This window comes from Brevibacillus sp. WF146 (assembly GCF_001673705.2).
GTDB lineage: Bacteria > Bacillota > Bacilli > Brevibacillales > Brevibacillaceae > Brevibacillus > Brevibacillus thermoruber.
In genome coordinates this window covers 4,228,788-4,250,000 of sequence record NZ_CP109943.1, presented here as the reverse complement: position 1 = coordinate 4,250,000, position 21,213 = coordinate 4,228,788, and the positions used below count along the sequence as shown (strand labels likewise).

Genomic DNA, 21,213 nt, shown 5'->3' with positions numbered 1-21,213 from the left:
GTCAGACGATGAGTGCTAAGATCCATCGTCAAAAGGGAAACAGCCCAGACCATCAGCTAAGGTCCCCAAGTGTACGTTAAGTGGGAAACGATGTGGAGTTGCCCAGACAACCAGGATGTTGGCTTAGAAGCAGCCACCATTTAAAGAGTGCGTAATAGCTCACTGGTCGAGTGACTCTGCGCGGAAAATGTAACGGGGCTAAACGTACCACCGAAGCTATGGCAGTCCTACGGACTGGGTAGGGGAGCGTTCCAAGCAGCGGCGAAGCCGTACCGGAAGGAGCGGTGGAGCGCTTGGAAGTGAGAATGCCGGTGTAAGTAGCGAAAAGACAAGTGAGAATCTTGTCCACCGAAAGCCTAAGGGTTCCTGGGGAAGGCTCGTCCTCCCAGGGTTAGTCGGGACCTAAGCTGAGGCCGAAAGGCGTAGGCGATGGACAACAGGTTGATATTCCTGTACCACCTCCATTCCGCTTGAGCAATGGCGTGATGCAGGAGGATAGGGCGAGCGGCCTGCTGGATGGCCGTCCAAGCAGCAAGCCTGGTGTGTAGGCAAATCCGCACACCGTCAAGGGCAAGCTGTGATGGCGAGGGAAATGCAAGTACCGAAGTCCCTGATTTCACACTGCCAAGAAAAGCGTCTAGCGAGGAATGAGGTGCCCGTACCGCAAACCGACACAGGTAGGCGAGGAGAGAATCCTAAGGTGCGCGGGAGAACTCTTGCTAAGGAACTCGGCAAAATGGCCCCGTAACTTCGGGAGAAGGGGCGCCCCGGTAGGGTTAACAGCCCGAGGGGGCCGCAGTGAAAAGGCCCAAGCGACTGTTTAGCAAAAACACAGGTCTCTGCGAAGCCGCAAGGCGAAGTATAGGGGCTGACGCCTGCCCGGTGCTGGAAGGTTAAGGGGATGAGTTAGCGCAAGCGAAGCTTTGAACCGAAGCCCCAGTAAACGGCGGCCGTAACTATAACGGTCCTAAGGTAGCGAAATTCCTTGTCGGGTAAGTTCCGACCCGCACGAAAGGCGTAACGACTTGGGCGCTGTCTCGGCAAGAGACCCGGTGAAATCATAATACCTGTGAAGATGCAGGTTACCCGCGACAAGACGGAAAGACCCCATGGAGCTTTACTGTAGCCTGATATTGGACTTTGGTACGATCTGTACAGAATAGGTGGGAGCCTGAGAAGCCGGTGCGCCAGCATCGGTGGAGGCGCCGTTGGGATACCACCCTGATCGTATCGGAGTTCTAACCCGCGGCCCTGATCGGGTCGGGGAACAGTGTCAGGTGGGCAGTTTGACTGGGGCGGTCGCCTCCTAAAAGGTAACGGAGGCGCCCAAAGGTTCCCTCAGAATGGTCGGAAATCATTCGTAGAGTGTAAAGGCAGAAGGGAGCTTGACTGCGAGACCTACAAGTCGAGCAGGGACGAAAGTCGGGCTTAGTGATCCGGTGGTTCCGCATGGAAGGGCCATCGCTCAACGGATAAAAGCTACCCTGGGGATAACAGGCTTATCTCCCCCAAGAGTCCACATCGACGGGGAGGTTTGGCACCTCGATGTCGGCTCATCGCATCCTGGGGCTGAAGTAGGTCCCAAGGGTTGGGCTGTTCGCCCATTAAAGCGGTACGCGAGCTGGGTTCAGAACGTCGTGAGACAGTTCGGTCCCTATCTGTCGCGGGCGCAGGAAGTTTGAGGAGAGCTGTCCTTAGTACGAGAGGACCGGGATGGACGCACCGCTGGTGCACCAGTTGTTCCGCCAGGAGCACAGCTGGGTAGCTATGTGCGGACGGGATAAGCGCTGAAAGCATCTAAGCGTGAAGCCCCCTCCAAGATGAGACTTCCCACAGCGTCAAGCTGGTAAGACCCCTCAAAGACGATGAGGTTGATAGGTTCGGTGTGGAAGCGCGGCAACGCGTGGAGCTGACGAATACTAATCGGTCGAGGACTTATCCACTCCATATCCTTTGCCCACCATGCGTATCCGGTTTTGAAGGCGCGAAGTCTTCAACGTTCCTCGGTAGCTCAGTCGGTAGAGCAATCGGCTGTTAACCGATCGGTCGGGGGTTCGAGTCCCTCCCGAGGAGCCATATGCGGAGAGTTACCCAAGAGGCCGAAGGGGACGGTTTGCTAAACCGTTAGTATGCGAATAGCGTAGCGAGGGTTCGAATCCCTCACTCTCCGCCATCTTCCTTACAACATTCATAGTGCGTGGCGGTGTAGCTCAGCTGGCTAGAGCGTTCGGTTCATACCCGAAAGGTCGGGGGTTCAAGCCCCTCCACCGCTACCATCCTAAGTTGCGGTCGTGGTGGAATTGGCAGACACACCATCTTGAGGGGGTGGCGGGGTGACCCGTGCGAGTTCGAGTCTCGCCGACCGCACCATCAGAAACATGGCCCGTTGGTGAAGTGGTTTAACACAGCAGCCTTTCACGCTGTCATACAGGGGTTCGAATCCCCTACGGGTCACCATAGCAATACGTACCTGGATCATGGGATCCGGGCCCGCAAAGGAATCGGAGTTTGTTGGGAAGAACCGGTTCGCTTTGCGGGGAGACGTGGAGGCTTAGCTCAGCTGGGAGAGCATCTGCCTTACAAGCAGAGGGTCGGCGGTTCGATCCCGTCAGCCTCCACCATTACTGCAGAATGATAATCGTCGCGGGATGGAGCAGTCCGGTAGCTCGTCGGGCTCATAACCCGAAGGTCGCAGGTTCAAATCCTGCTCCCGCAACCAAATATGGAGCTGTGGTGAAGCTGGAGTTCACGCCGGTCTGTCACACCGGAGGTCGCGGGTTCGAGTCCCGTCAGCTCCGCCATTTACTTGCCTCGGATCAAAATGGCGCACCGAGAACCGCTTACGGTTCGGTAGCTCAGTCGGTAGAGCAGAGGACTGAAAATCCTCGTGTCGGCGGTTCGATTCCGTCCCGAACCACCATTTCGTTTCATAGGATTTTGCCGGTGTAGCTCAATTGGTAGAGCACCTGACTTGTAATCAGGGGGTTGTGGGTTCGATTCCTATCGCCGGCACCACGTATTGGGGTATCGCCAAGCGGTAAGGCAACGGACTTTGACTCCGTCATTCCTAGGTTCGAATCCTAGTACCCCAGCCATGTTCATGAGCCATTAGCTCAGTTGGTAGAGCATCTGACTTTTAATCAGAGGGTCGAAGGTTCGAGTCCTTCATGGCTCACCAGTTTTTTTACAACCCCACAAGTGAGCAATGTACTCGCGCATCTTCCGTTTGCTTTGCGGGGACCCCATGACGCATGCGGGTGTGGCGGAATTGGCAGACGCACCAGATTTAGGTTCTGGCGGGCAACCGTGGGGGTTCAAGTCCCTTCACCCGCACCATAGCAGATCGGGAAGGTTTGCGGACAGTGCAAGCCTTTTATCACTGTGATACAGCAAGAACCAGCATCTTCTTCTGGAAGAGTCGCCTGCGTTGGCTGTGCTGTACCAGATCTTTTCATCATAATTACGAAACGATGCGGACGTAGCTCAATTGGTAGAGCGTCGCCTTGCCAAGGCGAAGGTCGCGGGTTCGAGACCCGTCGTCCGCTCCATTTTTTCTGCTCTCTGTCCACGCGTGTCGGTCGGAGAGACAGTTGCTTGTGTGCCCTTAGCTCAGCTGGATAGAGCGTTTGACTACGAATCAAAAGGTCGGGAGTTCGAATCTCTCAGGGCACGCCATAACATTGCATATCGAACCGCAGAGTAGGAGATCTTCCTACTCTTTTTTTCTATAGGCGGTTTCTCAATTTTACAACTATTAACGAATTTTTCCTTGTATCTTCCAGAGTGATCCAGTACCTTAGGAGTAGGTTTCCTCGACGGAAGCCTCCGGATGATCAAGACAAGCGGCAGGCCATCACTATTGCCGTAACTGGACGATAACGTGGGAACAGGAGTTGTGTCATCCATGAATCAAATCAAATTGGAGCAGCCTCATCCTGCTGTGGAAAAGTTGATTGGAAATATCGAAAAAGTGCTGATCGGCAAGCGGTCGATCATTGAATTATGCGTGACGGCCATCTTGGCAAACGGCCACGTTTTGCTGGAAGACGTTCCGGGTGTCGGCAAGACCATGCTGGTCCGCGCGTTGGCCCGCTCGATCGGGGGGGACTTCAAGCGCATCCAGTTTACGCCCGATCTGCTGCCGACGGACGTGACGGGGGTGGCGATCTTCAATCAAAAGAGCATGGAATTCGAGTTCCGTCCCGGTCCCATCTTCGCCAATGTGATTTTGGCCGACGAGATTAACCGGACATCGCCCAAAACCCAGTCGGCCTTACTGGAAGCGATGGAAGAGCGCTCGGTAACGGTAGACGGGGTGACGTATCGGTTGGCTGAGCCGTTTTTTGTCATGGCGACGCAAAACCCCCTGGAATACGAAGGAACCTTCCCGCTGCCGGAGGCGCAGTTGGACCGTTTTCTCCTGCAGCTTCGCCTGGGCTATCCCACGGTGGACGAAGAAATGCGCATGCTGAACCGCTTTGCCGAAACCAATCCGTTGGAACACCTGGAGCCGGTGATGACTGCGGACGATCTGGCCGTCCTGCAGCGCCAGGCTGCCGCCGTCAAGGTGTCGGAGTCGGTCAAGGAGTATATCGTTCGCCTGTGCCACCGGACGCGCGATCATCACCAGGTCTACCTCGGCGTCAGCCCGCGGGGCGCGCTGGCGCTGTTCCGAGCCGTGCAGGCGCTGGCGTTCGTGCGCGGCCGGGATTATGTCATTCCCGATGACGTGAAGGAACTGGTGCCTGTGACCTTTGCCCACCGGATCATTCTCAAACCGGAGGCGCGTCTGGAAGGAGCGACGATCGACCGGATTCTGTCCGCTATCCTGTCGGAAACCCGCGTGCCGGTCAGCTAGAGGCGGTGACGCGTATGAAAGAATGGACATCCGGGAAGATCAAGGCAATTGCGTTGATCGTGACCACTTATGCGTTTGCCAAGTTTCAGGGCGGTTTTGCCAGTTGGTTTTTGTTCTACAGCAGCCTGGTTTTCTTGGCGTACGAGCTGCTTGCCTATTTTCTCATGTTCGCCGGCCTTGAGGTTGAACGTGAAATCGACCGTACTCGCTTGCGGGAAGGGGAGGACGTGATCGTGACGGTCCGGCTGAAGCGGAGGATCTGGTTCCCGCTGGGCTGGAACATGGTGATCGAACCGCTGCCCGACCGGCTGGCCGGCGTTTTCGAGCCGCACCGTCAGCTCATCTTTCCCTGGTTCAAGCGCAGCGTGGAGTTTCGCTACGTCATCCCGGGACTGCCGCGCGGCTACTATCACCTGCAAGCGTGCGTCATCTGCGGCGGGGACTTTTTCGGGTTTATCGAGCGACGAAGAACGTATCCCCTCTTCAACGACTTTTTGGTCTATCCCCGTTACCGGGAGCTGACGAACTGGTCGTTGGGAGACGGCAACTTCAGCGGGACGGTTCACGTCTCGCACCGCCATTCGGATGATGTAGCGGCGGTGCGGGGCGTCCGGGACTATCAGCGCGGGGATCGGCTGAGCCAGATTCATTGGCGGGCGTCGGCCAGGGGAACCGGGCTGAAGACCAAGGAATTCGAGCACCAGGCGATGAACCAGGTCGTGTTCTTTCTCGACGTGGAAAAAGAGCGCTACCGGAACAAGCCACCTCAATTGTTTGAAACGGCGGTCAAACTGACGGCCAGCCTGACCGCGTACGCCAACCGCAACCAGTATCACTACGGATTGGTGTACAAGCAAAAGGACCGGGTGGCCATTCCTCCGGCCTGTTCCCCGGCGCACTTTTTCCGGGTATTTGACCAGTTGGCCCGCGTCATGCCGGAGGGGACGGACTCGTTTGTCCGCATCCTCAGCCGGGAAGCGCTGGAACAGCCGCCGGGCGTGACCCTGACGGTGATCACGGCCCGCCTCGACAAGGCGCTGGTCGCCCTTCTGACGCAGTTGTCCCAGCGGGGCCGGCGCGTCCATCTGCTGTATGTGCATGCCGATCCCCTGTTGACGCTCGAAGAGAAGCAGGCCCTGCGGCTGCTGGCTTCGGGCAGGGTCACCTGCAAGTCGGTGCCGATGAGCGATTTCGAAGAGTGGAAGCGGATCGGAGGTGCATGACGTCGTGAGCGTATGGAAGCGTCCCAAAGGATTCGAGTGGATCGCGGCGCTGCTCTTGTTTCTCATGCTGCGGGAATGGCTGCTGCCGCTTCAGGAGCTGACAGACACCGGCACCCTGTGGCCGTTTTACGCGATTGCGGCTGGCGTTCTTCTGATCGACCTGGTGGTGCCGTACCGCTGGCTGACGTTTCCGGTTAAGCTTGTGGGCCTCCTGGTGATTTTGCACGACGGTTTTTTTGTCACCCCGTTTTTTGATGGCCAATGGCTGAGGGAGCTGTGCGTCCGGGTTGTGCACGACCTGCCGCTGGCGTTTCAGCAGGAGTGGACGTCCATGTCGCCGATCTCGCGCAATGCGCTGTTTGATCTGCTCCTTGCAGTGTTGATCTCGATGCTGTCGTATCTGGTGCTGGAACAGCGGCAGGGGCTCTGGTTCGTCTTTTTGACCGAGCTGTACCTGGCTGTGCTGGATACGTTCATGCCGTATGAAGCGGACGGGGGGATCATCCGCACGCTGGTGTACGGATTTTTGCTGTTGGCCGTCACCCATCTGTTCGCCATGGCCAACAAGGCGCCCATTACCGGCGGTCGGCGCTGGACGCTGTGGAGCTCCTTGATGGCACCGGTGCTGATTGTGGCGGTCACCGTCGGCATCGCCTGCGCGGCGCCGAAAAAGGAGGCTGCCTGGCCGGACCCGATCGCGTTTCTCACCGGTGAGGGGAGCGGTCTCGGTGCCGGGGTGATGAAAAAGGTGGGGTACGACAACAACGACGAGCACCTGGGCGGTCCGTTTACGCTGGACGAGACCGTGGTGTTCGTGGCCATTACCAATGAACGCTCCTATTGGCGCGGCGATTCCAAAGACGTTTATACGGGGAACGGGTGGCAGAAGGGGGACCGGGAGTTCGAAGCGATCCTGGACCCGAAAGCGTATCGGTGGACCCACGCGCTGTTTACGAGGATGGAGACGAAAGAGGTGAAGGCTTCGCTGGAATTCCAGGGGCCGAAGTTTCCGACCGTCTTTTACCCGGGGCAGTTGAAACAACTGACGGACTACACCCCGTCGAGGGCGACGCTGGTGTACGACAAGGAACATCAGCAGGTGGAAGTGCGGAACGGCACGATCAGACTGCTGAAGCAGTCCGGAGGGGAAGCGCTGGTGGGCCCCCATACGCAGCTGTTGAAGCTGGACAATTACCAACTGGTGGCGGAAGTGCCGATCATCAGCGAAAAGGCGATGGTCCAGGCGGGCACCGACTATCCCGAGGAGATCAAGCGGCGCTATCTGCAGCTTCCCGACCACCTGCCGCCGAGAATCCGCGAACTGGCCCAACAGGTGACCAAGGACGCGAAAACGCCGTACGAAAAGGTGCGCGCCATCGAGAATTACCTGCGCTCCAGCGGAGAATATAAATACGAGACCAAGGACGTGCCCGTGCCCGCGCCGGGCCAAGACTTCGTCGACCAGTTCCTGTTTGAGACCCGCAGGGGGTACTGCGATCACTTTTCCACCTCGATGGCGGTGATGCTGCGGACGATCGGCATCCCCGCGCGCTGGGTAAAAGGCTTTGCCCCCGGTCATCGGATCGGTAGCGACGGCAACGGGAACGAACTGCTGGAAGTGCGCAACAAGGACGCCCACTCGTGGGTGGAAGTGTACTTCCCGGGTCACGGCTGGATCCCGTTTGAGGCCACCAGCACGTTTTTGTCGCCGATCCGCGTGAAATACGACCGGCAGACGACGGAGCAGCAAACGCCGCTCCCGCTGCCCGACCTCGGCGGAACAGCGGCCGAGGAGCGGAAAAACGGACGGCTTGACGAGCTGGAAGGATCGGTCGGCACGTCTGGCCCGTCGATCGACATTCCGTGGCAGGTGTACGCGTTTGGACTGGGACTGCTGGCTGTGGCCGGGGCGGTGGCCTGGAAGCGCAGGCGGCACTTCGCGGTCTGGTGGCTGCAGCGCCAGATGAGCCACTATCCGAACGACAGGTACGGGGATCGCTACAAGCTGCTGCTGCGGTTGATGGAGCACCTCTACAGCCGTCGCGGCCAGGGAGAAACCTTGCGCGAATACGTCGGCCGCCTGACGATCTCCGGCGACAAGCGGCAGGACCTGTGGTACCTGACCAACTTGTACGAGCGCATGCTGTACGGCTGCAAGGAAATCGAGGAGAAGGCCCGCGCAGTGGCGGAACAGGTGATCGAACGGCTTACCCGTCAACTGAAACCTTGATCATTCACCCGCAGTCTGTTAGAATGACCTTCAATGAGACTCGTATAATCTCAGGGATAGGGCCTGAAAGTTTCTACCGCTCGACCGTAAATCGAGCGACTACGAGGAGAGGACTTCGGATTTTTGTACATGCAACCGCACAAGTGTACACAAACTGGGACTCTGCCTCCGCGTCGGTAAACCGGAGGCGACAGTCCCGGTTTTTTTGGTGCCGGACCTGAGCGGGTCGTACATCCGAGGGCAGGGTGGAAACTTCCGGTGACAACCTGGCGTAAACAGGAGAAGGAGGATATACATGGACAAGCCAATGGAAATGGTCGTCGTTCTGGATTTTGGAGGGCAGTACAATCAGTTGATCGCGCGGCGCGTTCGCGACCTGGGCGTGTACAGCGAGCTGCTGCCCTACAATACGCCGGTGGAAAAAATCAAGGAGATGCAGCCGAAGGGGATTATTTTCTCCGGCGGTCCTGCCAGCGTGTACGAAGAAGGGGCGCCCAAGGTGGATCCGGCCATTTTTGATCTGGGCGTGCCGCTTCTGGGCATCTGCTACGGCATGCAGTTGATGAGCCACATGCTTGCCGGCAAGGTGGAGCGCGCCGGGAAGCGCGAGTACGGCAAAGCGGAGCTTCGCCTGCAGCAGCCGCACAGCCTCTATGAGAAGTGGGACGAAACCGAAATCGTCTGGATGAGCCACTCCGACAAAGTGGTGGAGCTGCCGGAAGGGTTCCGCGTGGACGCGGTCAGCGAGAGCTGCCCAGTGGCGGCGATCAGCCATCCGGAGCGCAAGCTGTACGGCGTGCAGTTCCACCCGGAAGTGCGCCATACGGTAAAAGGAAACGAGTTTATTGCCAACTTCCTGTTTAACATCTGCGGCTGTGAAGGCACCTGGAGCATGACCACCTTTATCGAGGACGAGATCAAGCGCATCCGCGAAACCGTGGGCGACAAGAAAGTGCTGTGCGCGCTGAGCGGCGGGGTCGACTCCTCCGTCGTGGCGGCGCTGATCCACAAAGCGATCGGCGACCAGCTGACCTGCATGTTCGTGGACCACGGCCTGCTGCGCAAGGGAGAAGCGGAAAGCGTCATGGAGACGTTCGCCGAGAAGTTCTCCATGCGCGTGATCAAAATCGACGCACGCCGCCGCTTCCTCGACAAGCTGAAAGGCGTGACCGATCCGGAACAGAAGCGGAAGATCATCGGCAACGAGTTCATTTACGTCTTTGACGAAGAAGCGTCCAAGCTGACCGACATGGAGTTCCTGGCGCAGGGCACGCTGTATACCGACATCGTCGAAAGCGGAACGGCGACGGCCCACACGATCAAGTCCCACCACAACGTGGGCGGCCTGCCGGAAGACATGAAGTTCAAGCTCATTGAACCGCTGAAAACACTGTTCAAGGACGAAGTGCGCAAGCTGGGGACCGAACTGGGGCTGCCGGACGAGATCGTATGGCGCCAACCGTTCCCGGGACCGGGCCTGGGCATTCGCGTTCTGGGTGAAGTGACGGAAGAAAAGCTGGAGATCGTTCGGGAATCGGACGCCATCCTGCGCGAAGAGATTGCCAAAGCCGGCCTGGACCGGGAAATCTGGCAGTACTTTACGGCGCTGCCCGACATGAAGAGCGTGGGCGTCATGGGCGACGTCCGCACCTACTCCTACACGGTGGGCATCCGCGCGGTCACCTCGATCGACGGCATGACGGCGGACTGGGCGCGCATTCCGTGGGACGTGCTGGAGAGAATTTCGACCCGCATCGTAAACGAGGTGGAGAACGTCAACCGCGTCGTGTACGACATCACCTCCAAACCGCCGGCTACCATCGAGTGGGAATAACCGCATATTAAACGATAAGAAAATTTTAATGTTCGTATTTTCCGTTGACATCGATCATTCTTCCTGGTACACTTCTCGTTGTGAACAGGTAAAGAAGAAGGTTCGTATAATCCCGAGAATATGGCTCGGGAGTTTCTACGAGGCCGCCGTAAACGGCCTGGCTACGAACGAAACGTCAACGGGATACGTATGCAGATCTTATCATTCTGTTTTGCCCGGTGAGTTTTGTTCGGAGTCGAGGCGTTGCTTGCGCCTCGACCTTTTTCATTTGCCGCAAACCGCAAACAAGACTTGGGGGGACCTATCGGTGCGGAAGTATTTTGAGTTTGACAAGCTGGGCACCAACTATCGCCGCGAGACGATCGCCGGCATTACCACGTTTTTGGCCATGGCCTACATCCTGGCCGTCAATCCGTACATGCTCAGCGGGGCGGACCTGCCGCCGGAGCTGAAAGCGAACTATCCGGAATTCGGAGCCGTCTTCACTGCGACCGCGCTGGCAGCCGCCATCGGGACGCTGGTGATGGCCTTCGTCGGCCGTCTGCCGATCGCGCAGGCGCCGGGCATGGGGCTGAACGCCTTCTTTACGTACACCGTCGTGCTGACGATGGGCATTCCCTGGCAGCAAGCGCTGGCCGGCGTATTTCTCTCCTGCTCGATTTTCCTGCTGCTGTCGCTGACCGGCATCCGCGAAGCGATCGTCAACTCCATTCCGCAGGGGCTGAAACACGCGGTATCGGCCGGGATTGGTTTGTTCATTGCCTTCATCGGTCTGAAAAATGCCGGAATCATCGTCGACAATCCGGCGACGTTCGTCTCGCTTGGCCATCTGACGATCAAAGAAGGCATGAAACCGGAAGAGATTGTGGCGGTGAAAAACGCGCTCCTGGCCGTATTCGGTCTGATCCTCACCGCGGTGCTGATGTCCCGCAAGGTGAACGCGGCCATTTTTATCGGCATGCTGACGACTGCCATCGTCGGCATGATCTTCGGGCTGGTCAGCCTGCCGGAGAAGATCGTCTCCATGCCGCCGAGCCTGGCGCCTACGTTCGGCGCCGCGTTCCAGTACCTCGGCGATTTTTCCGCGCTGTTCAGCATGAAGATGCTGATCGTGGTGTTCACGTTCCTGTTTGTGGATTTCTTTGACGCGACCGGTACGCTGCTGGGTGTGGCCAGCCAGGCGGGGCTGTTGAAAGACGGCAAACTGCCGCGTGCGGGCAGCGCCCTGGCTTCCGACGCGATCGCCGGGATGGCCGGTGCGGTGCTCGGCACGTCCACGACGACCAGCTACATTGAGTCGGCTGCGGGCGTAGCCGCCGGCGGACGGACCGGATTTGCCTCCGTGGTCACGGGCGCGCTGTTCCTGCTGTCGCTGTTCTTCTCGCCGGTTCTCGCCGTGGTCACGCCTGCGGTAACGGCCCCGGCACTGATCATCGTCGGCGTGCTGATGGCGTCGCACATGGCGAACATCGCCTGGAGCGAGATGGAGGAAGCGTTCCCGGCCTTCCTGACGATCCTGATGATGCCGCTGACCTACAGCATCGCTTCCGGGATCGCCGCCGGATTCATCGTCTACCCGATCACCCAGCTGATGAAAGGGAAAGGCCGCGAAGTGCATCCGGTGATGTACGCGCTCTTCTTCGTGTTTTTGGCGTACTTCATCTGGCTGCGGGAATAGAAACACAATCACAAAGACTGTCCGCGTCTCGGCGCGGCAGTCTTTTTTGTTTGCGCGGCGGGCGGCCGGCATTCGGGTGGAGCTGGAGCTGTCCGGACGCCGGTTGAAAAAAGCGCTGGATTACGCCAACCGGGAGCGGATTCCGCTCGTCCTGATCTACGGGGAGAACGAGCGGGACGCCGGGGCGGTGACGCTGCGCGACATGCGCTCCGGGGAGGAGCTGACCGTGGCGCTTGCGGGAGATCGGCTGGTCGACGCGATTGCGCAGCTTTTGTCCTAGCTTTTTTTTCCAGATGCGGTAGGATAAAAGGAAAGGAGGGGGGACGCGTGAGGAAGTGGGCGGGTTGGCTGGCAGGCGCCGCGCTTGTCTGGAGCGCGGCAAGCGGCGCCGGAGCAGGGGCGGCCGGAGGATACGGCGCAGACCGGGGCGGCGATGCCGGGGGAAAGACGCGGTATCTGGCGGATGTACGGGTCGAGCCGCAGCAGAAGCGGGTGACGGGCAGCGTCCAGGTGCAATTTTGGCCGCGTGACGGGAAAAAGGCGTATCTGCACGTCTATCCGTTTGCGTTTGCGGAACGTCATGACGGGCCGCTGTGGCAGGAATTTTTAGGAAAGGATGCGGTGCCCGGCACGTATCATATTACCAGGCTGTCCGTCCAGGGCAGGCCGGTGCCGGTCCAACGGGCAGGGACCGTGGTGGAGGTGCCGCTTGAGGGCGAGGCCGGATCGAGCGGTGTGAAGGGCGCGCCAGCCGATGGGAAAGGAGGGGCGGACGGCGTGAGTCGCGTGCCGTCCGCTTCCAACGGCGTGCCGCCCGCTGCCGGCGCGGCGGAGCCGGTCACACTGGAGCTGGCCTTTACAATGACGCTGCCGCTCAATCAGGGCCGGATGTCGCTGGACGAACACGCCATCTGGCTCGGCAACTGGCTGCCCGTCCTGGCGGTCTGCGACCGGAACGGCTGGCATCTCGATCCGTACGAGCCGATCGGCGACCCGTTTTACAGCGAAACATCAGACTATTCGGTAAATGCAACCGTGCCGGAGGGCTACCAGTTGGCCAGCACCGCCGACGATCGGCAGGAAGCCGGCTTCACTTCCGCTCCGGGGTTAAAGACGTACCGGCTGCGTGCCGAAAACGTGCGGGATTTCGCCCTGGTCATCATGGACCGGACGTATCAGCGCACAGAGACGACGGTTGGCGGGACGACGGTCCGCAGTTGGTGGCGGACGACGGACGACCCCGGTCAGGCCAGGCTCGTCCACGACGCCGCCGTGAAGTCGTTCGCGTACTTTCAGCACCAGTTTGGGCCGTATCCGTACAGGGAGTACGATGTCGTGCGAACCGGCGGAGGCATCAACGGCATGGAGTACCCCGGTCTGGTGTTCCTCGACGGCCGCCACTACGAACAGGTCTTTGCGCAGTCGATCGCGGCCGTCGCGCATGAGACCGCCCACCAGTGGTTTTACGGCATCGTCGGGAACGACCAGGTGAACGAGGCCTGGTTGGACGAAGGCTTGACGGAATACGCGTCGCTTTCGTTTCTGGAGCATTGGTACCCGCCGCTCGGCGACGCGCTGGTGGTGCAGCGGCTGGTGCGGGGCACGGCCGCCGATGCCTACGCGGAGAAAAATGTGAGGCCGTGGCAGCCGCTGCGCCTGTTTCCCGACAACGACAGCTACAGCGATCTGGTGTATTCCCGCACGGCAAGCATGCTGTGGCTGCTGCGGGAAGCGTGGGGCGAAGAGCGCCTGAACCGGATGCTGCGCCAGTTCGTAACGAGCCATCGGTTTGGCGTCGCCACCGGTGCAGACTGGAAGGCGGCCCTGTCCCGGGAGGCCGGGGAAGACGCGGAACCGTTCGTGGCCTACTGGCTGCAGCTTGACCAGAGCCGGGAAGCAGCCGCAGAGGCATGGCTGGACCGACAGCGCGGGGCGAAGCGGCAGTAAACGGAGGGGCGGCTGGTACGGCTGCGCATGCACGTGAGCCGAACACGACAGCAAAACAGGCGGAGGGGTGTTATGAAGCGGTGGAGATTGGCGGTCAGTGCGGCGGTGGGAGCGGCGCTGGCTGTTTTTCTGTGGAGCAAGCCGTGGGCAGAGTGGACCGAGGCGGAGCTGCTGCCGCCGGAGCAGGTGTCCGCCCCGGCTGTGTACCGGGCGGATGTGCGGATTGATCCGCACGCGCACACCGCAGCCGGGACGCTTTCCGTCCGATTCGTACCTGGCGACGGCCAGGCCCTTTTTCATCTCTACCCCAACGCCTTTCACGAATCAGCCGATCTGAGCGGGGCCAACTGGGAGCACATCCTGGGCAAACAGCGGCTGCCGGGAGGAATCCGGATCACCGGGGTGAAGGTGGACGGCCGCCCGGTTCCGGTTCGGACGCTGGGCAAAACGGGAACGATCCTGCAGGTGCCGCTGGAAGGGGCGGCGGGCCGCCGGACGGAGGTGGAGATGGGCTTCGAACTGCGCGTCCCGTACAACAGCGGCAGGCTGTCGTACAACGACCACGCGCTGTGGCTGGGCAACTGGCTGCCGATTCTGGCCGTGCAGGATGAGACCGGCTGGCGGCTGGACCCTTATTACCCGATGGGCGATCCCTTTTACAGCGGCACGGCCAACTACCATTTGCGCGTCACCCTGCCGGACGGCTACAGCCTGGCGACGACCGGAACGGAAAGCCAGGCAGTGGTGACCCGGCTTCGCCCGCAGGGGCTGTCGCATTACGAGGTGGATGCGTGGAATGTTCGTGATTTTGCCCTGGTGGTGATGGACGACAGCTACCGCCAGACGGTGAGCCGGGTGGGCGAAACGGTGGTACGCACCTGGTGGCAGGAGGGAGACAGCGAGGAGACCGTGGCCCGACTGCACGACGTGGCCGTACGGGCGCTGCGCTATTACGGAGAGCAGTTTGGCACGTATCCGTACCGGGAGTACGACGTGGTGAAGACAGGCGGCTTTTTCGGCGGCATGGAATACCCCGGCATCGTCTTTATCCAGGGGGATGCTTTCACCCGGCAGAGCGGCATGGGAGCGGCCGTCGTCGCCCACGAGACCGCCCATCAGTGGTTTTACGGGCTGGTGGGAAGCGACGAGGTGCGGGAGGCGTGGGTGGACGAAAGCCTGGCCGATTACGCCGCGATGTCGTTTCTGGAAGACGAACGAATCGCCGCCGACGGCTATATCGGCTACCGGATGGAGCGGGGAAAAGTCTCGGAGCAGTACGCGAACAGGGGACTGCGCGTCCGGCAGCCGCTGGACCGCTTTCCCGACTGGAAGAGCTACAGCGATCTGGTCTATGCGCGGGGAGCGGCGATGTGGTGGAAGCTGCGGCTGGAGTGGGGGAAGGAGCGGCTGCATCGCGTGCTGCGCGACTACGTGCGTGAGCACCAGTACAAAGAGGCGGGCGGAGCGGATCTGATCGAGGCGCTTTCCCGGGCGGTCGGGGAGGACGCGGCGCCGTTTTTCGACTACTGGCTGGGGATGGATTTGGAAAAACGGGACGAGGCGGAGGCGTGGATGCGCAGCGGACGTCCGTTCCGAATCTTTTAAAAACGAATATTTATATGACATGAAATTATTAACGTTCGGAATCAAGGTTGACAGGCAAACTCTCCCCCTGTTACACTGAAGATGTTGATATGCGTGTGATCCATACAAGCAAGCCCAGGCGATGACCGGCCGATGCGTGGCCGGAAGTCGTTTGGGTTTTCTTCTGACATTGACAGAGAGGGGCGAAGTGTGTCATGGTCAAACCGTTGGTGGGTGTCATCATGGGCAGCACGTCGGACTGGGAGACAATGAAGGACGCCTGCGCGATTCTGGACGAGCTCGCAATCCCGTACGAAAAGAGAGTGGTGTCGGCGCACCGCACGCCCGACTTGATGTTCGACTACGCCGAAAGCGCCAGGAGCCGCGGCCTTGAGGTGATTATCGCGGGAGCGGGCGGCGCTGCCCATCTGCCCGGGATGGTGGCGGCCAAGACGGAACTGCCGGTGATCGGCGTGCCGGTCAAATCGTCCAGCCTGAACGGTTTGGACTCGCTGCTCTCGATCGTGCAAATGCCGGGCGGCGTGCCGGTGGCCACCGTGGCGATCGGCAAGGCGGGAGCAGTCAACGCCGGACTGCTGGCGGCCCAGATCCTCGGGATCAAGTATCCGGAGATCCAGGAGCGGTTTGCCGCCAGACGGGACGCGATCCGCAAGAATGTGTTGGAGGCAAGTGAACTGGCATGACGAACAGAACCCCCATCAAACCAGGCGCAACCATCGGGATTCTCGGCGGCGGCCAGTTGGGGCGCATGATCGCTCTGGCCGGCCGGGCCATGGGATACCGCTTCGTCACGATGGACCCGACGGAGGACGCGCCCTGCGGCCAGGCGGCCGACCGGCAGATTGTCGCCCGGTACGACGACGTGGACGCGGCCATGCAGTTGGCCGAGATCAGCGACGTGATCAGCTACGAATTTGAAAACGTGGACGCGCGTGTGGCGGAAGTGCTGGAAAGCCGGGCCTATGTGCCGCAGGGCAGCCGTCTGCTGCGCATCACGCAGAACCGCATCCGCGAAAAGACGGCGATCCGCGAGCTGGGGATTCCGGTGGCGCCGTTTCGCGTGATCGACTCGCTGGACAGCCTGCGGGCGGCGATCGGGGAGCTGGGCCTGCCGGCGGTGATGAAAACGGCCACCGGCGGCTACGACGGCAAGGGACAGTGGGTCCTGAGAAGCGAAGCGGAACTGGCCGAAGCGTACGAAACCCTGTCCAAAGCGGGCACGGAGCTGATCGTGGAACAGTTTGTGCCGTTTCAACTGGAACTGTCCGTGATCGCGGCGCGCAATCCGTCCGGCGAGCTGGCCGTTTTTCCTGCGGCGGAAAATGTACACCGTGAGAACATCCTGCACCTGTCCATCGTGCCGGCGCGGGTGCCGGACGACATCCGGCAGCGGGCGGAAGCGATCGCCCGGACCATCGCCGAACGGCTGGACGTGGTCGGGCTGATCGCGGTCGAGATGTTTCTCACAGCAAGCGGGGAACTCTATGTAAATGAGCTGGCCCCCCGCCCGCACAACTCCGGCCACTACACGATGGACGCCTGCGTCACGTCGCAGTTCGAGCAGCACGTGCGGGCCGTGTGCGACCTGCCGTTGGGCTCGACGGAACTGCTCTCCCCCGTGGTCATGGTCAACATCCTCGGGGAGCACCTGCAGCCGGTGCTGGACCGCATTGGCCAACTGCCGCGGACGGCCAAGCTGCACCTGTACGGCAAACACGAAAGCAAGCCCAAGCGGAAAATGGGGCACCTGAACGTGCTGGCGCCCAGCGTGGAGGAGGCGCTGGCACAGATTGAGCGGCTCGAAATCTGGACGAACAAAGCGGAGGTACACCATGATTGATCGTTATACGCGACCGGAGATGCGCGCCATCTGGACGGAAGAGAACAAGTTCAAGGCGTGGCTGGAAGTGGAGCTCCTCGCCTGCGAGGCGTGGGCCAAGCTGGGCGTCATCCCGGAGGAAGACGTGAAAAAGCTGCGCGAAAACGCCAGCTTTGACATCAAGCGGATTTACGAAATCGAGGAAGAGACGCGCCACGACGTCGTCGCCTTCACCCGCGCCGTCTCGGAAACGCTGGGCGAGGAGAAGAAGTGGGTGCACTACGGCCTCACCTCCACCGACGTGGTGGACACGGCGCTCTCCTACCTGCTTCTCCAGGCCAACAAGATTTTGGAAAAGGATCTGGAAGACTTTATCGCCATCCTCGCCGACAAGGCGCGGGAGCACAAGGACACCGTCTGCATGGGGCGCACCCACGGCGTGCACGCGGAACCGACCACCTTTGGCCTGAAGCTGGCGCTCTGGCACGAAGAGATGAAGCGCAACCTGGCCCGTTTCCGCGCGGCGAAGGAAGAAGTGGCCTACGGCAAAATCTCCGGAGCGGTGGGCACGTACGCCAACATCGACCCGTTTGTGGAGCAGTACGTCTGCGAAAAGCTGGGGCTGAAACCGGCGCCCATCTCCACGCAGACCCTGCAGCGTGACCGTCACGCCGAGTACATGGCGACGCTGGCGTTGATCGCCACCTCGCTGGACAAGTTCGCGACGGAAATCCGCGGCCTGCAAAAGAGCGAGATGCGCGAAGTGGAAGAACCGTTCGCCAAGGGGCAAAAGGGCTCGTCGGCGATGCCGCACAAGCGCAACCCGATCGGCTGCGAGAACATCTCCGGCCTGGCCCGCGTCGTGCGCGGCCACATGCTCTCCGCCTACGAAAACGTTCCGCTCTGGCACGAGCGCGACATCTCCCACTCCTCGGTGGAGCGCGTCATTTTGCCGGATGCGACGCAGCTGTTGAACTACATGCTGCGCCGCTTTATGAACATCGTGAAAAACCTGACCGTCTTCCCGGAAAACATGAAGCGCAACATGGACCGCACGTTCGGCCTGATCTACTCGCAGCAGGTGATGCTGAAGCTGATCGAAAAGGGCATGAGCCGCGAGCAGGCGTACGACACCGTGCAGCCGCGCGCTATGCAGGCGTGGGAGGAACAGCGCTCGTTCCGCTCCATTCTGGAAGAGGACCCGACCGTGACCGCCACGCTGACCAAGGAAGAGCTGGACGACTGCTTCGACTACCGCTATCACCTCAAGCACGTGGATACGATTTTCAAGCGTCTTGGTTTGCTGTAATCCAATAAGAGGATAAACGCTCCCGCCTGGTCGGGAGCGTTTTGTTTTTCCGCCTGCTACGTGCGGTGTGGCTGAGAGGCGACCGATGCATGACGGTTGTGTCCGGCGTACCGTGCGGTTCTCTCCCCACCTTACAAAAATGTAAGGTTCTTGAAATGTAACGCGATGGTTCGGGCAGCCGCCTGCTTTTACAATAAAGACAAATCATTCGGAATTCTTGATGAGGAAACGGGAGAAAACCATGAACACCACACGCACGCATGAACAATGGAATCATCAGCGCATTTACGAAGAGTATTCCGCCCACATTCACCGGTATTTCCGCTATCGCGTCAAAAACGTCTGGGACGTGGAGGATTTGACGACCACCGTGTTTGTCAAGGTGTACGCCAAGCTGGACCAGTACGACGGGCGGCATCCGTTTGGCGCCTGGATCTTCCGCATCGCCCACAATACCCTGGTCGACTACCTGCGCAAAAAGCGGGAGTGCCCGGTCGACACCGAGACGTTTGCGGCGATGAAGGCGAACGACAAGCTGCCGGAGGAGCGGCTGCTGAACCGGGAATCCCATGACGCGCTGTGGAAAAACGTGCGTACGCTGTCTGCGGACCAGCGCCGCGTCATCTCGCTGCGCTACCTGGCCGACCTGAGAATGAACGAAATCGCAAAAATCCTGGACAAGTCGGAAGCGTCCGTGAAGATTTTGCACTTCCGCGGCATCCGCAAACTGCAGCAGCTAATGGCTGCCCAAGGATAGGAAACCACCGATGGATGGACGACAGCGCCATCCCTTTTCTTTCGTGTGCCCGCGTATCGCGGAGGCGAATCCGGGCGGGGGCCCGTCCGCTACTGCCGGCCGAACTCTTTTGGTATAGTACAACATAGGGAGTATGAGAGCGAGGAGTATGCCGATGTCGACGATCATGATTGTGGAAGACGATCCGAAAATCACGAAGCTGCTGCAAAACCAGTTGGAGAAATACGGCTATCACGCGGTCAACATCGAACACTTCGACCGGGTGATGGAGGTGTTTGCCGAGGTGAAGCCCGACCTGGTGCTCCTGGACGTGAACCTGCCCAAGTATGACGGGTTTTACTGGTGCCGGCAGATCCGGCAGGTGTCCAACTGCCCGATTCTGTTCATCTCCGCGCGGGAGAGCAAGATGGACCAGGTGATGGCGCTGGAGAACGGCGCCGACGATTACATCACCAAGCCGTTTGACTACGACGTGGTGCTGGCGAAAATCCGCAGCCAGCTTCGCCGCGCCTACGGGATGTACGCCGTCCAGGAAGGGGAGCGGACGGTGGAGGCGGCCGGGCTGAAGCTGTTTCCGGAGCGGATGGAGCTGGTGATGCACGACAGGAAAGTGGAGCTGAGCAAAAAAGAGGCGCTGCTCCTGGAGGCGCTGATCACCCAGTACCCGCGCGTCGTCAGCCGCGAACGCCTGCTGGAGAAGCTGTGGGACGAGCAGTTCGTGGACGAAAACACGTTGAACGTGTACATTACGCGCGTGCGCAGCAAGCTGAAAGACCTGAACCTGGACGGAGCGATTGAGACGGTTCGCGGCTCCGGCTACCGCCTGCGGGCCACCTGGGAGGACGGGCGATGAGGCTGTTTTGGAAAGACCAGCTCGTCTTTCTGGTGTTTTTCTTTGTCCAGTTGGCGCTGCTCGTGCTCATTTTCGCGCTGGACGGGTACTGGAACCCTTCGCTGATCAGCTACGCGGTGTTTCTGTGCGCGTTTTTTGCCGGCAGCTACCTGGTCGTCCGGTACCTGCTGAACCGGCCGGTCTACCAACGGCTCAGCCATCCCGTCCAGTCGCTGGACGAGCTGAACCAGCGGCACGGCAACGCCGCCCTGGGACGAGCGGTCGACCAGACGTTTCAGGAGCTGTACCGGCTGTTCAAGGAGCAGCTCCACGCCTACGAAACGAAGCAGCGGGAGTACACGACGTTTATCCAGCAGTGGGTGCACCAGATGAAGACGCCGATCTCGGTCATTCACCTGCTGCTGCAGGATGATCCCGATCCGCGGGCGGAAAGCGTCCGCGAAGAGGTGGACCGGATCAAGCGCGGGCTGGAGACGGTTTTGTACATCGCCCGGCTGGACCGGTTTGAACAGGATTTTCTCATCGAATCGGTCTCGCTTAGGCAGTTGGTCCAGGCGGTGGTGTCGGAAAACAAGCGGCTGTTTATCCGCAATCAGGTGTATCCCGAAGTGAAGGTGGACGAGCGGCTTGCGGTGGAGTCGGACGAGAAATGGCTGTCGTTCGTGCTCAATCAACTGCTGACCAACGCCGTCCGCTACTCCGCGGGCAAAAGCAGCAAAGTGGGCATCCTCGCCTATCCGCGCGGGATGGATGTGGTCCTGGAAGTGCGGGACAACGGCATCGGCATTCCGCCGGAGGACGTCCACCGCGTGTTTCAGCCGTACTTTACGGGGGAAAACGGACGCCGATACCCGGAATCGACCGGCATGGGGCTGTATTTGGTCAAGGAAATCTGCGGCCGCCTGCATCACGGGGTGGAACTGGAGTCAAAGGTGGGCGAGGGCACGTCGGTCCGCATCGTCTTTGCCGCCGTCGTCCCAACCTTACAAGAACGTAAGGAGGATGAAAGCTAATTCGATAGCTTGGCTGCGCGCGCTTCCGTATAGTGGGAAGGAGAGCAGGAAGACTGCACGGTTTGAAACGCTTGAACGAAAGGAGAA

Annotated in this window: 14 protein-coding genes, 15 tRNA genes, 1 rRNA gene and 2 riboswitches (1 of these 32 cut by a window edge); all 30 genes read left to right on the top strand. The window is 60.0% G+C overall.

Features of this window, described 5'->3' with window-relative positions:
- Nucleotides 1-1,943: ribosomal RNA gene (locus A6764_RS21100) — 23S ribosomal RNA — on the top strand; it begins 985 nt to the left of the window's first position.
- 57 nt (nt 1,944-2,000) lie between these two features.
- Nucleotides 2,001-2,076: transfer RNA gene (locus tag A6764_RS21095), tRNA-Asn, on the top strand.
- A gap of 5 nt (nt 2,077-2,081) precedes the next feature.
- Nucleotides 2,082-2,173: transfer RNA gene (locus A6764_RS21090), tRNA-Ser, on the top strand.
- 26 nt (nt 2,174-2,199) lie between these two features.
- Nucleotides 2,200-2,276: transfer RNA gene (locus tag A6764_RS21085), tRNA-Met, on the top strand.
- Nucleotides 2,277-2,285: 9 nt separating this feature from the next.
- Nucleotides 2,286-2,370 (top strand) — tRNA-Leu (locus A6764_RS21080).
- Between the two features lie 10 nt (nt 2,371-2,380).
- A tRNA-Glu gene (locus tag A6764_RS21075) sits at nt 2,381-2,457 on the top strand.
- An 88-nt stretch (nt 2,458-2,545) separates the two neighbouring features.
- Nucleotides 2,546-2,621, top strand: a tRNA-Val gene (locus A6764_RS21070).
- Between the two features lie 21 nt (nt 2,622-2,642).
- A tRNA-Met gene (locus A6764_RS21065) sits at nt 2,643-2,719 on the top strand.
- A gap of 5 nt (nt 2,720-2,724) precedes the next feature.
- Nucleotides 2,725-2,801: transfer RNA gene (locus tag A6764_RS21060), tRNA-Asp, on the top strand.
- A 43-nt stretch (nt 2,802-2,844) separates the two neighbouring features.
- Nucleotides 2,845-2,920 (top strand) — tRNA-Phe (locus tag A6764_RS21055).
- 19 nt (nt 2,921-2,939) lie between these two features.
- A tRNA-Thr gene (locus A6764_RS21050) sits at nt 2,940-3,015 on the top strand.
- A 5-nt stretch (nt 3,016-3,020) separates the two neighbouring features.
- A tRNA-Gln gene (locus tag A6764_RS21045) sits at nt 3,021-3,095 on the top strand.
- Between the two features lie 7 nt (nt 3,096-3,102).
- Nucleotides 3,103-3,178 (top strand) — tRNA-Lys (locus A6764_RS21040).
- A 75-nt stretch (nt 3,179-3,253) separates the two neighbouring features.
- Nucleotides 3,254-3,336, top strand: a tRNA-Leu gene (locus A6764_RS21035).
- 136 nt (nt 3,337-3,472) lie between these two features.
- Nucleotides 3,473-3,548: transfer RNA gene (locus tag A6764_RS21030), tRNA-Gly, on the top strand.
- A gap of 50 nt (nt 3,549-3,598) precedes the next feature.
- Nucleotides 3,599-3,675 (top strand) — tRNA-Arg (locus A6764_RS21025).
- A gap of 229 nt (nt 3,676-3,904) precedes the next feature.
- Nucleotides 3,905-4,858: an AAA family ATPase gene (locus A6764_RS21020; protein ID WP_044897702.1), complete on the top strand. Its 954-nt coding sequence runs from the start codon at nt 3,905-3,907 to the stop codon at nt 4,856-4,858.
- Nucleotides 4,859-4,872: 14 nt separating this feature from the next.
- Complete coding sequence (locus A6764_RS21015) at nt 4,873-6,081, top strand: DUF58 domain-containing protein (protein ID WP_029100880.1); 1,209 nt, start codon at nt 4,873-4,875, stop codon at nt 6,079-6,081.
- 4 nt (nt 6,082-6,085) lie between these two features.
- On the top strand, nt 6,086-8,311 hold the full coding sequence (locus tag A6764_RS21010) for a transglutaminase TgpA family protein (RefSeq protein WP_065067648.1): 2,226 nt from the start codon (nt 6,086-6,088) through the stop codon (nt 8,309-8,311).
- Nucleotides 8,312-8,331: 20 nt separating this feature from the next.
- Nucleotides 8,332-8,433: riboswitch (purine riboswitch) on the top strand.
- A gap of 173 nt (nt 8,434-8,606) precedes the next feature.
- Nucleotides 8,607-10,145, top strand: a complete 1,539-nt coding sequence (gene guaA, locus A6764_RS21005) for a glutamine-hydrolyzing GMP synthase (protein ID WP_029100878.1) — start codon at nt 8,607-8,609, stop codon at nt 10,143-10,145.
- A gap of 82 nt (nt 10,146-10,227) precedes the next feature.
- A riboswitch (purine riboswitch) is annotated at nt 10,228-10,329 on the top strand.
- 123 nt (nt 10,330-10,452) lie between these two features.
- Entirely contained in the window at nt 10,453-11,823 is a 1,371-nt protein-coding gene (locus A6764_RS21000; RefSeq protein ID WP_065067646.1) for an NCS2 family permease, read from the top strand.
- A 46-nt stretch (nt 11,824-11,869) separates the two neighbouring features.
- Nucleotides 11,870-12,103, top strand: coding sequence for a His/Gly/Thr/Pro-type tRNA ligase C-terminal domain-containing protein (locus A6764_RS20995; RefSeq protein WP_065067647.1), 234 nt, complete (start codon nt 11,870-11,872; stop codon nt 12,101-12,103).
- A 47-nt stretch (nt 12,104-12,150) separates the two neighbouring features.
- The gene (locus A6764_RS20990) at nt 12,151-13,770 is read left to right on the top strand and encodes a M1 family metallopeptidase (protein ID WP_264622348.1); all 1,620 of its coding nucleotides are present in this window, start codon (nt 12,151-12,153) and stop codon (nt 13,768-13,770) included.
- Between the two features lie 72 nt (nt 13,771-13,842).
- Complete coding sequence (locus tag A6764_RS20985) at nt 13,843-15,375, top strand: M1 family metallopeptidase (RefSeq protein WP_065067649.1); 1,533 nt, start codon at nt 13,843-13,845, stop codon at nt 15,373-15,375.
- 194 nt (nt 15,376-15,569) lie between these two features.
- Nucleotides 15,570-16,058: a 5-(carboxyamino)imidazole ribonucleotide mutase gene (gene purE, locus A6764_RS20980; RefSeq protein ID WP_029100873.1), complete on the top strand. Its 489-nt coding sequence runs from the start codon at nt 15,570-15,572 to the stop codon at nt 16,056-16,058.
- Complete coding sequence (gene purK / locus A6764_RS20975) at nt 16,055-17,215, top strand: 5-(carboxyamino)imidazole ribonucleotide synthase (RefSeq protein WP_065067650.1); 1,161 nt, start codon at nt 16,055-16,057, stop codon at nt 17,213-17,215. Before purE ends, purK begins: the two co-directional genes overlap by 4 nt.
- Entirely contained in the window at nt 17,208-18,503 is a 1,296-nt protein-coding gene (purB, locus tag A6764_RS20970; protein ID WP_029100871.1) for an adenylosuccinate lyase, read from the top strand. The genes purK and purB overlap by 8 nt, the downstream gene beginning before the upstream one ends.
- A 241-nt stretch (nt 18,504-18,744) precedes the next feature.
- Nucleotides 18,745-19,260 carry a sigma-70 family RNA polymerase sigma factor gene (locus A6764_RS20965; RefSeq protein WP_065067651.1) on the top strand — a complete coding sequence of 172 codons (516 nt, stop codon included), beginning with the start codon at nt 18,745-18,747 and terminating at the stop codon, nt 19,258-19,260.
- 154 nt (nt 19,261-19,414) lie between these two features.
- Entirely contained in the window at nt 19,415-20,113 is a 699-nt protein-coding gene (locus A6764_RS20960) for a response regulator transcription factor (RefSeq protein WP_029100866.1), read from the top strand.
- Nucleotides 20,110-21,126: a sensor histidine kinase gene (locus A6764_RS20955; protein ID WP_029100865.1), complete on the top strand. Its 1,017-nt coding sequence runs from the start codon at nt 20,110-20,112 to the stop codon at nt 21,124-21,126. The genes A6764_RS20960 and A6764_RS20955 overlap by 4 nt, the downstream gene beginning before the upstream one ends.
- The last annotated feature ends 87 nt before the right edge of the window (nt 21,127-21,213 follow it).

What these genes read in the sequence shown, in the direction of transcription:
- A6764_RS21020 (WP_044897702.1), top strand. Translation starts at nt 3,905, where the DNA reads ATGAATCAAATCAAATTGGAGCAGCCTCATCCTGCTGTGGAAAAGTTG.
- A6764_RS21015 (WP_029100880.1), top strand. Translation starts at nt 4,873, where the DNA reads ATGAAAGAATGGACATCCGGGAAGATCAAGGCAATTGCGTTGATCGTG.
- guaA (WP_029100878.1), top strand. Translation starts at nt 8,607, where the DNA reads ATGGACAAGCCAATGGAAATGGTCGTCGTTCTGGATTTTGGAGGGCAG.
- A6764_RS20985 (WP_065067649.1), top strand. Translation starts at nt 13,843, where the DNA reads ATGAAGCGGTGGAGATTGGCGGTCAGTGCGGCGGTGGGAGCGGCGCTG.
- purE (WP_029100873.1), top strand. Translation starts at nt 15,570, where the DNA reads ATGGTCAAACCGTTGGTGGGTGTCATCATGGGCAGCACGTCGGACTGG.
- purK (WP_065067650.1), top strand. Translation starts at nt 16,055, where the DNA reads ATGACGAACAGAACCCCCATCAAACCAGGCGCAACCATCGGGATTCTC.
- purB (WP_029100871.1), top strand. Translation starts at nt 17,208, where the DNA reads ATGATTGATCGTTATACGCGACCGGAGATGCGCGCCATCTGGACGGAA.
- A6764_RS20965 (WP_065067651.1), top strand. Translation starts at nt 18,745, where the DNA reads ATGAACACCACACGCACGCATGAACAATGGAATCATCAGCGCATTTAC.
- A6764_RS20960 (WP_029100866.1), top strand. Translation starts at nt 19,415, where the DNA reads ATGTCGACGATCATGATTGTGGAAGACGATCCGAAAATCACGAAGCTG.
- A6764_RS20955 (WP_029100865.1), top strand. Translation starts at nt 20,110, where the DNA reads ATGAGGCTGTTTTGGAAAGACCAGCTCGTCTTTCTGGTGTTTTTCTTT.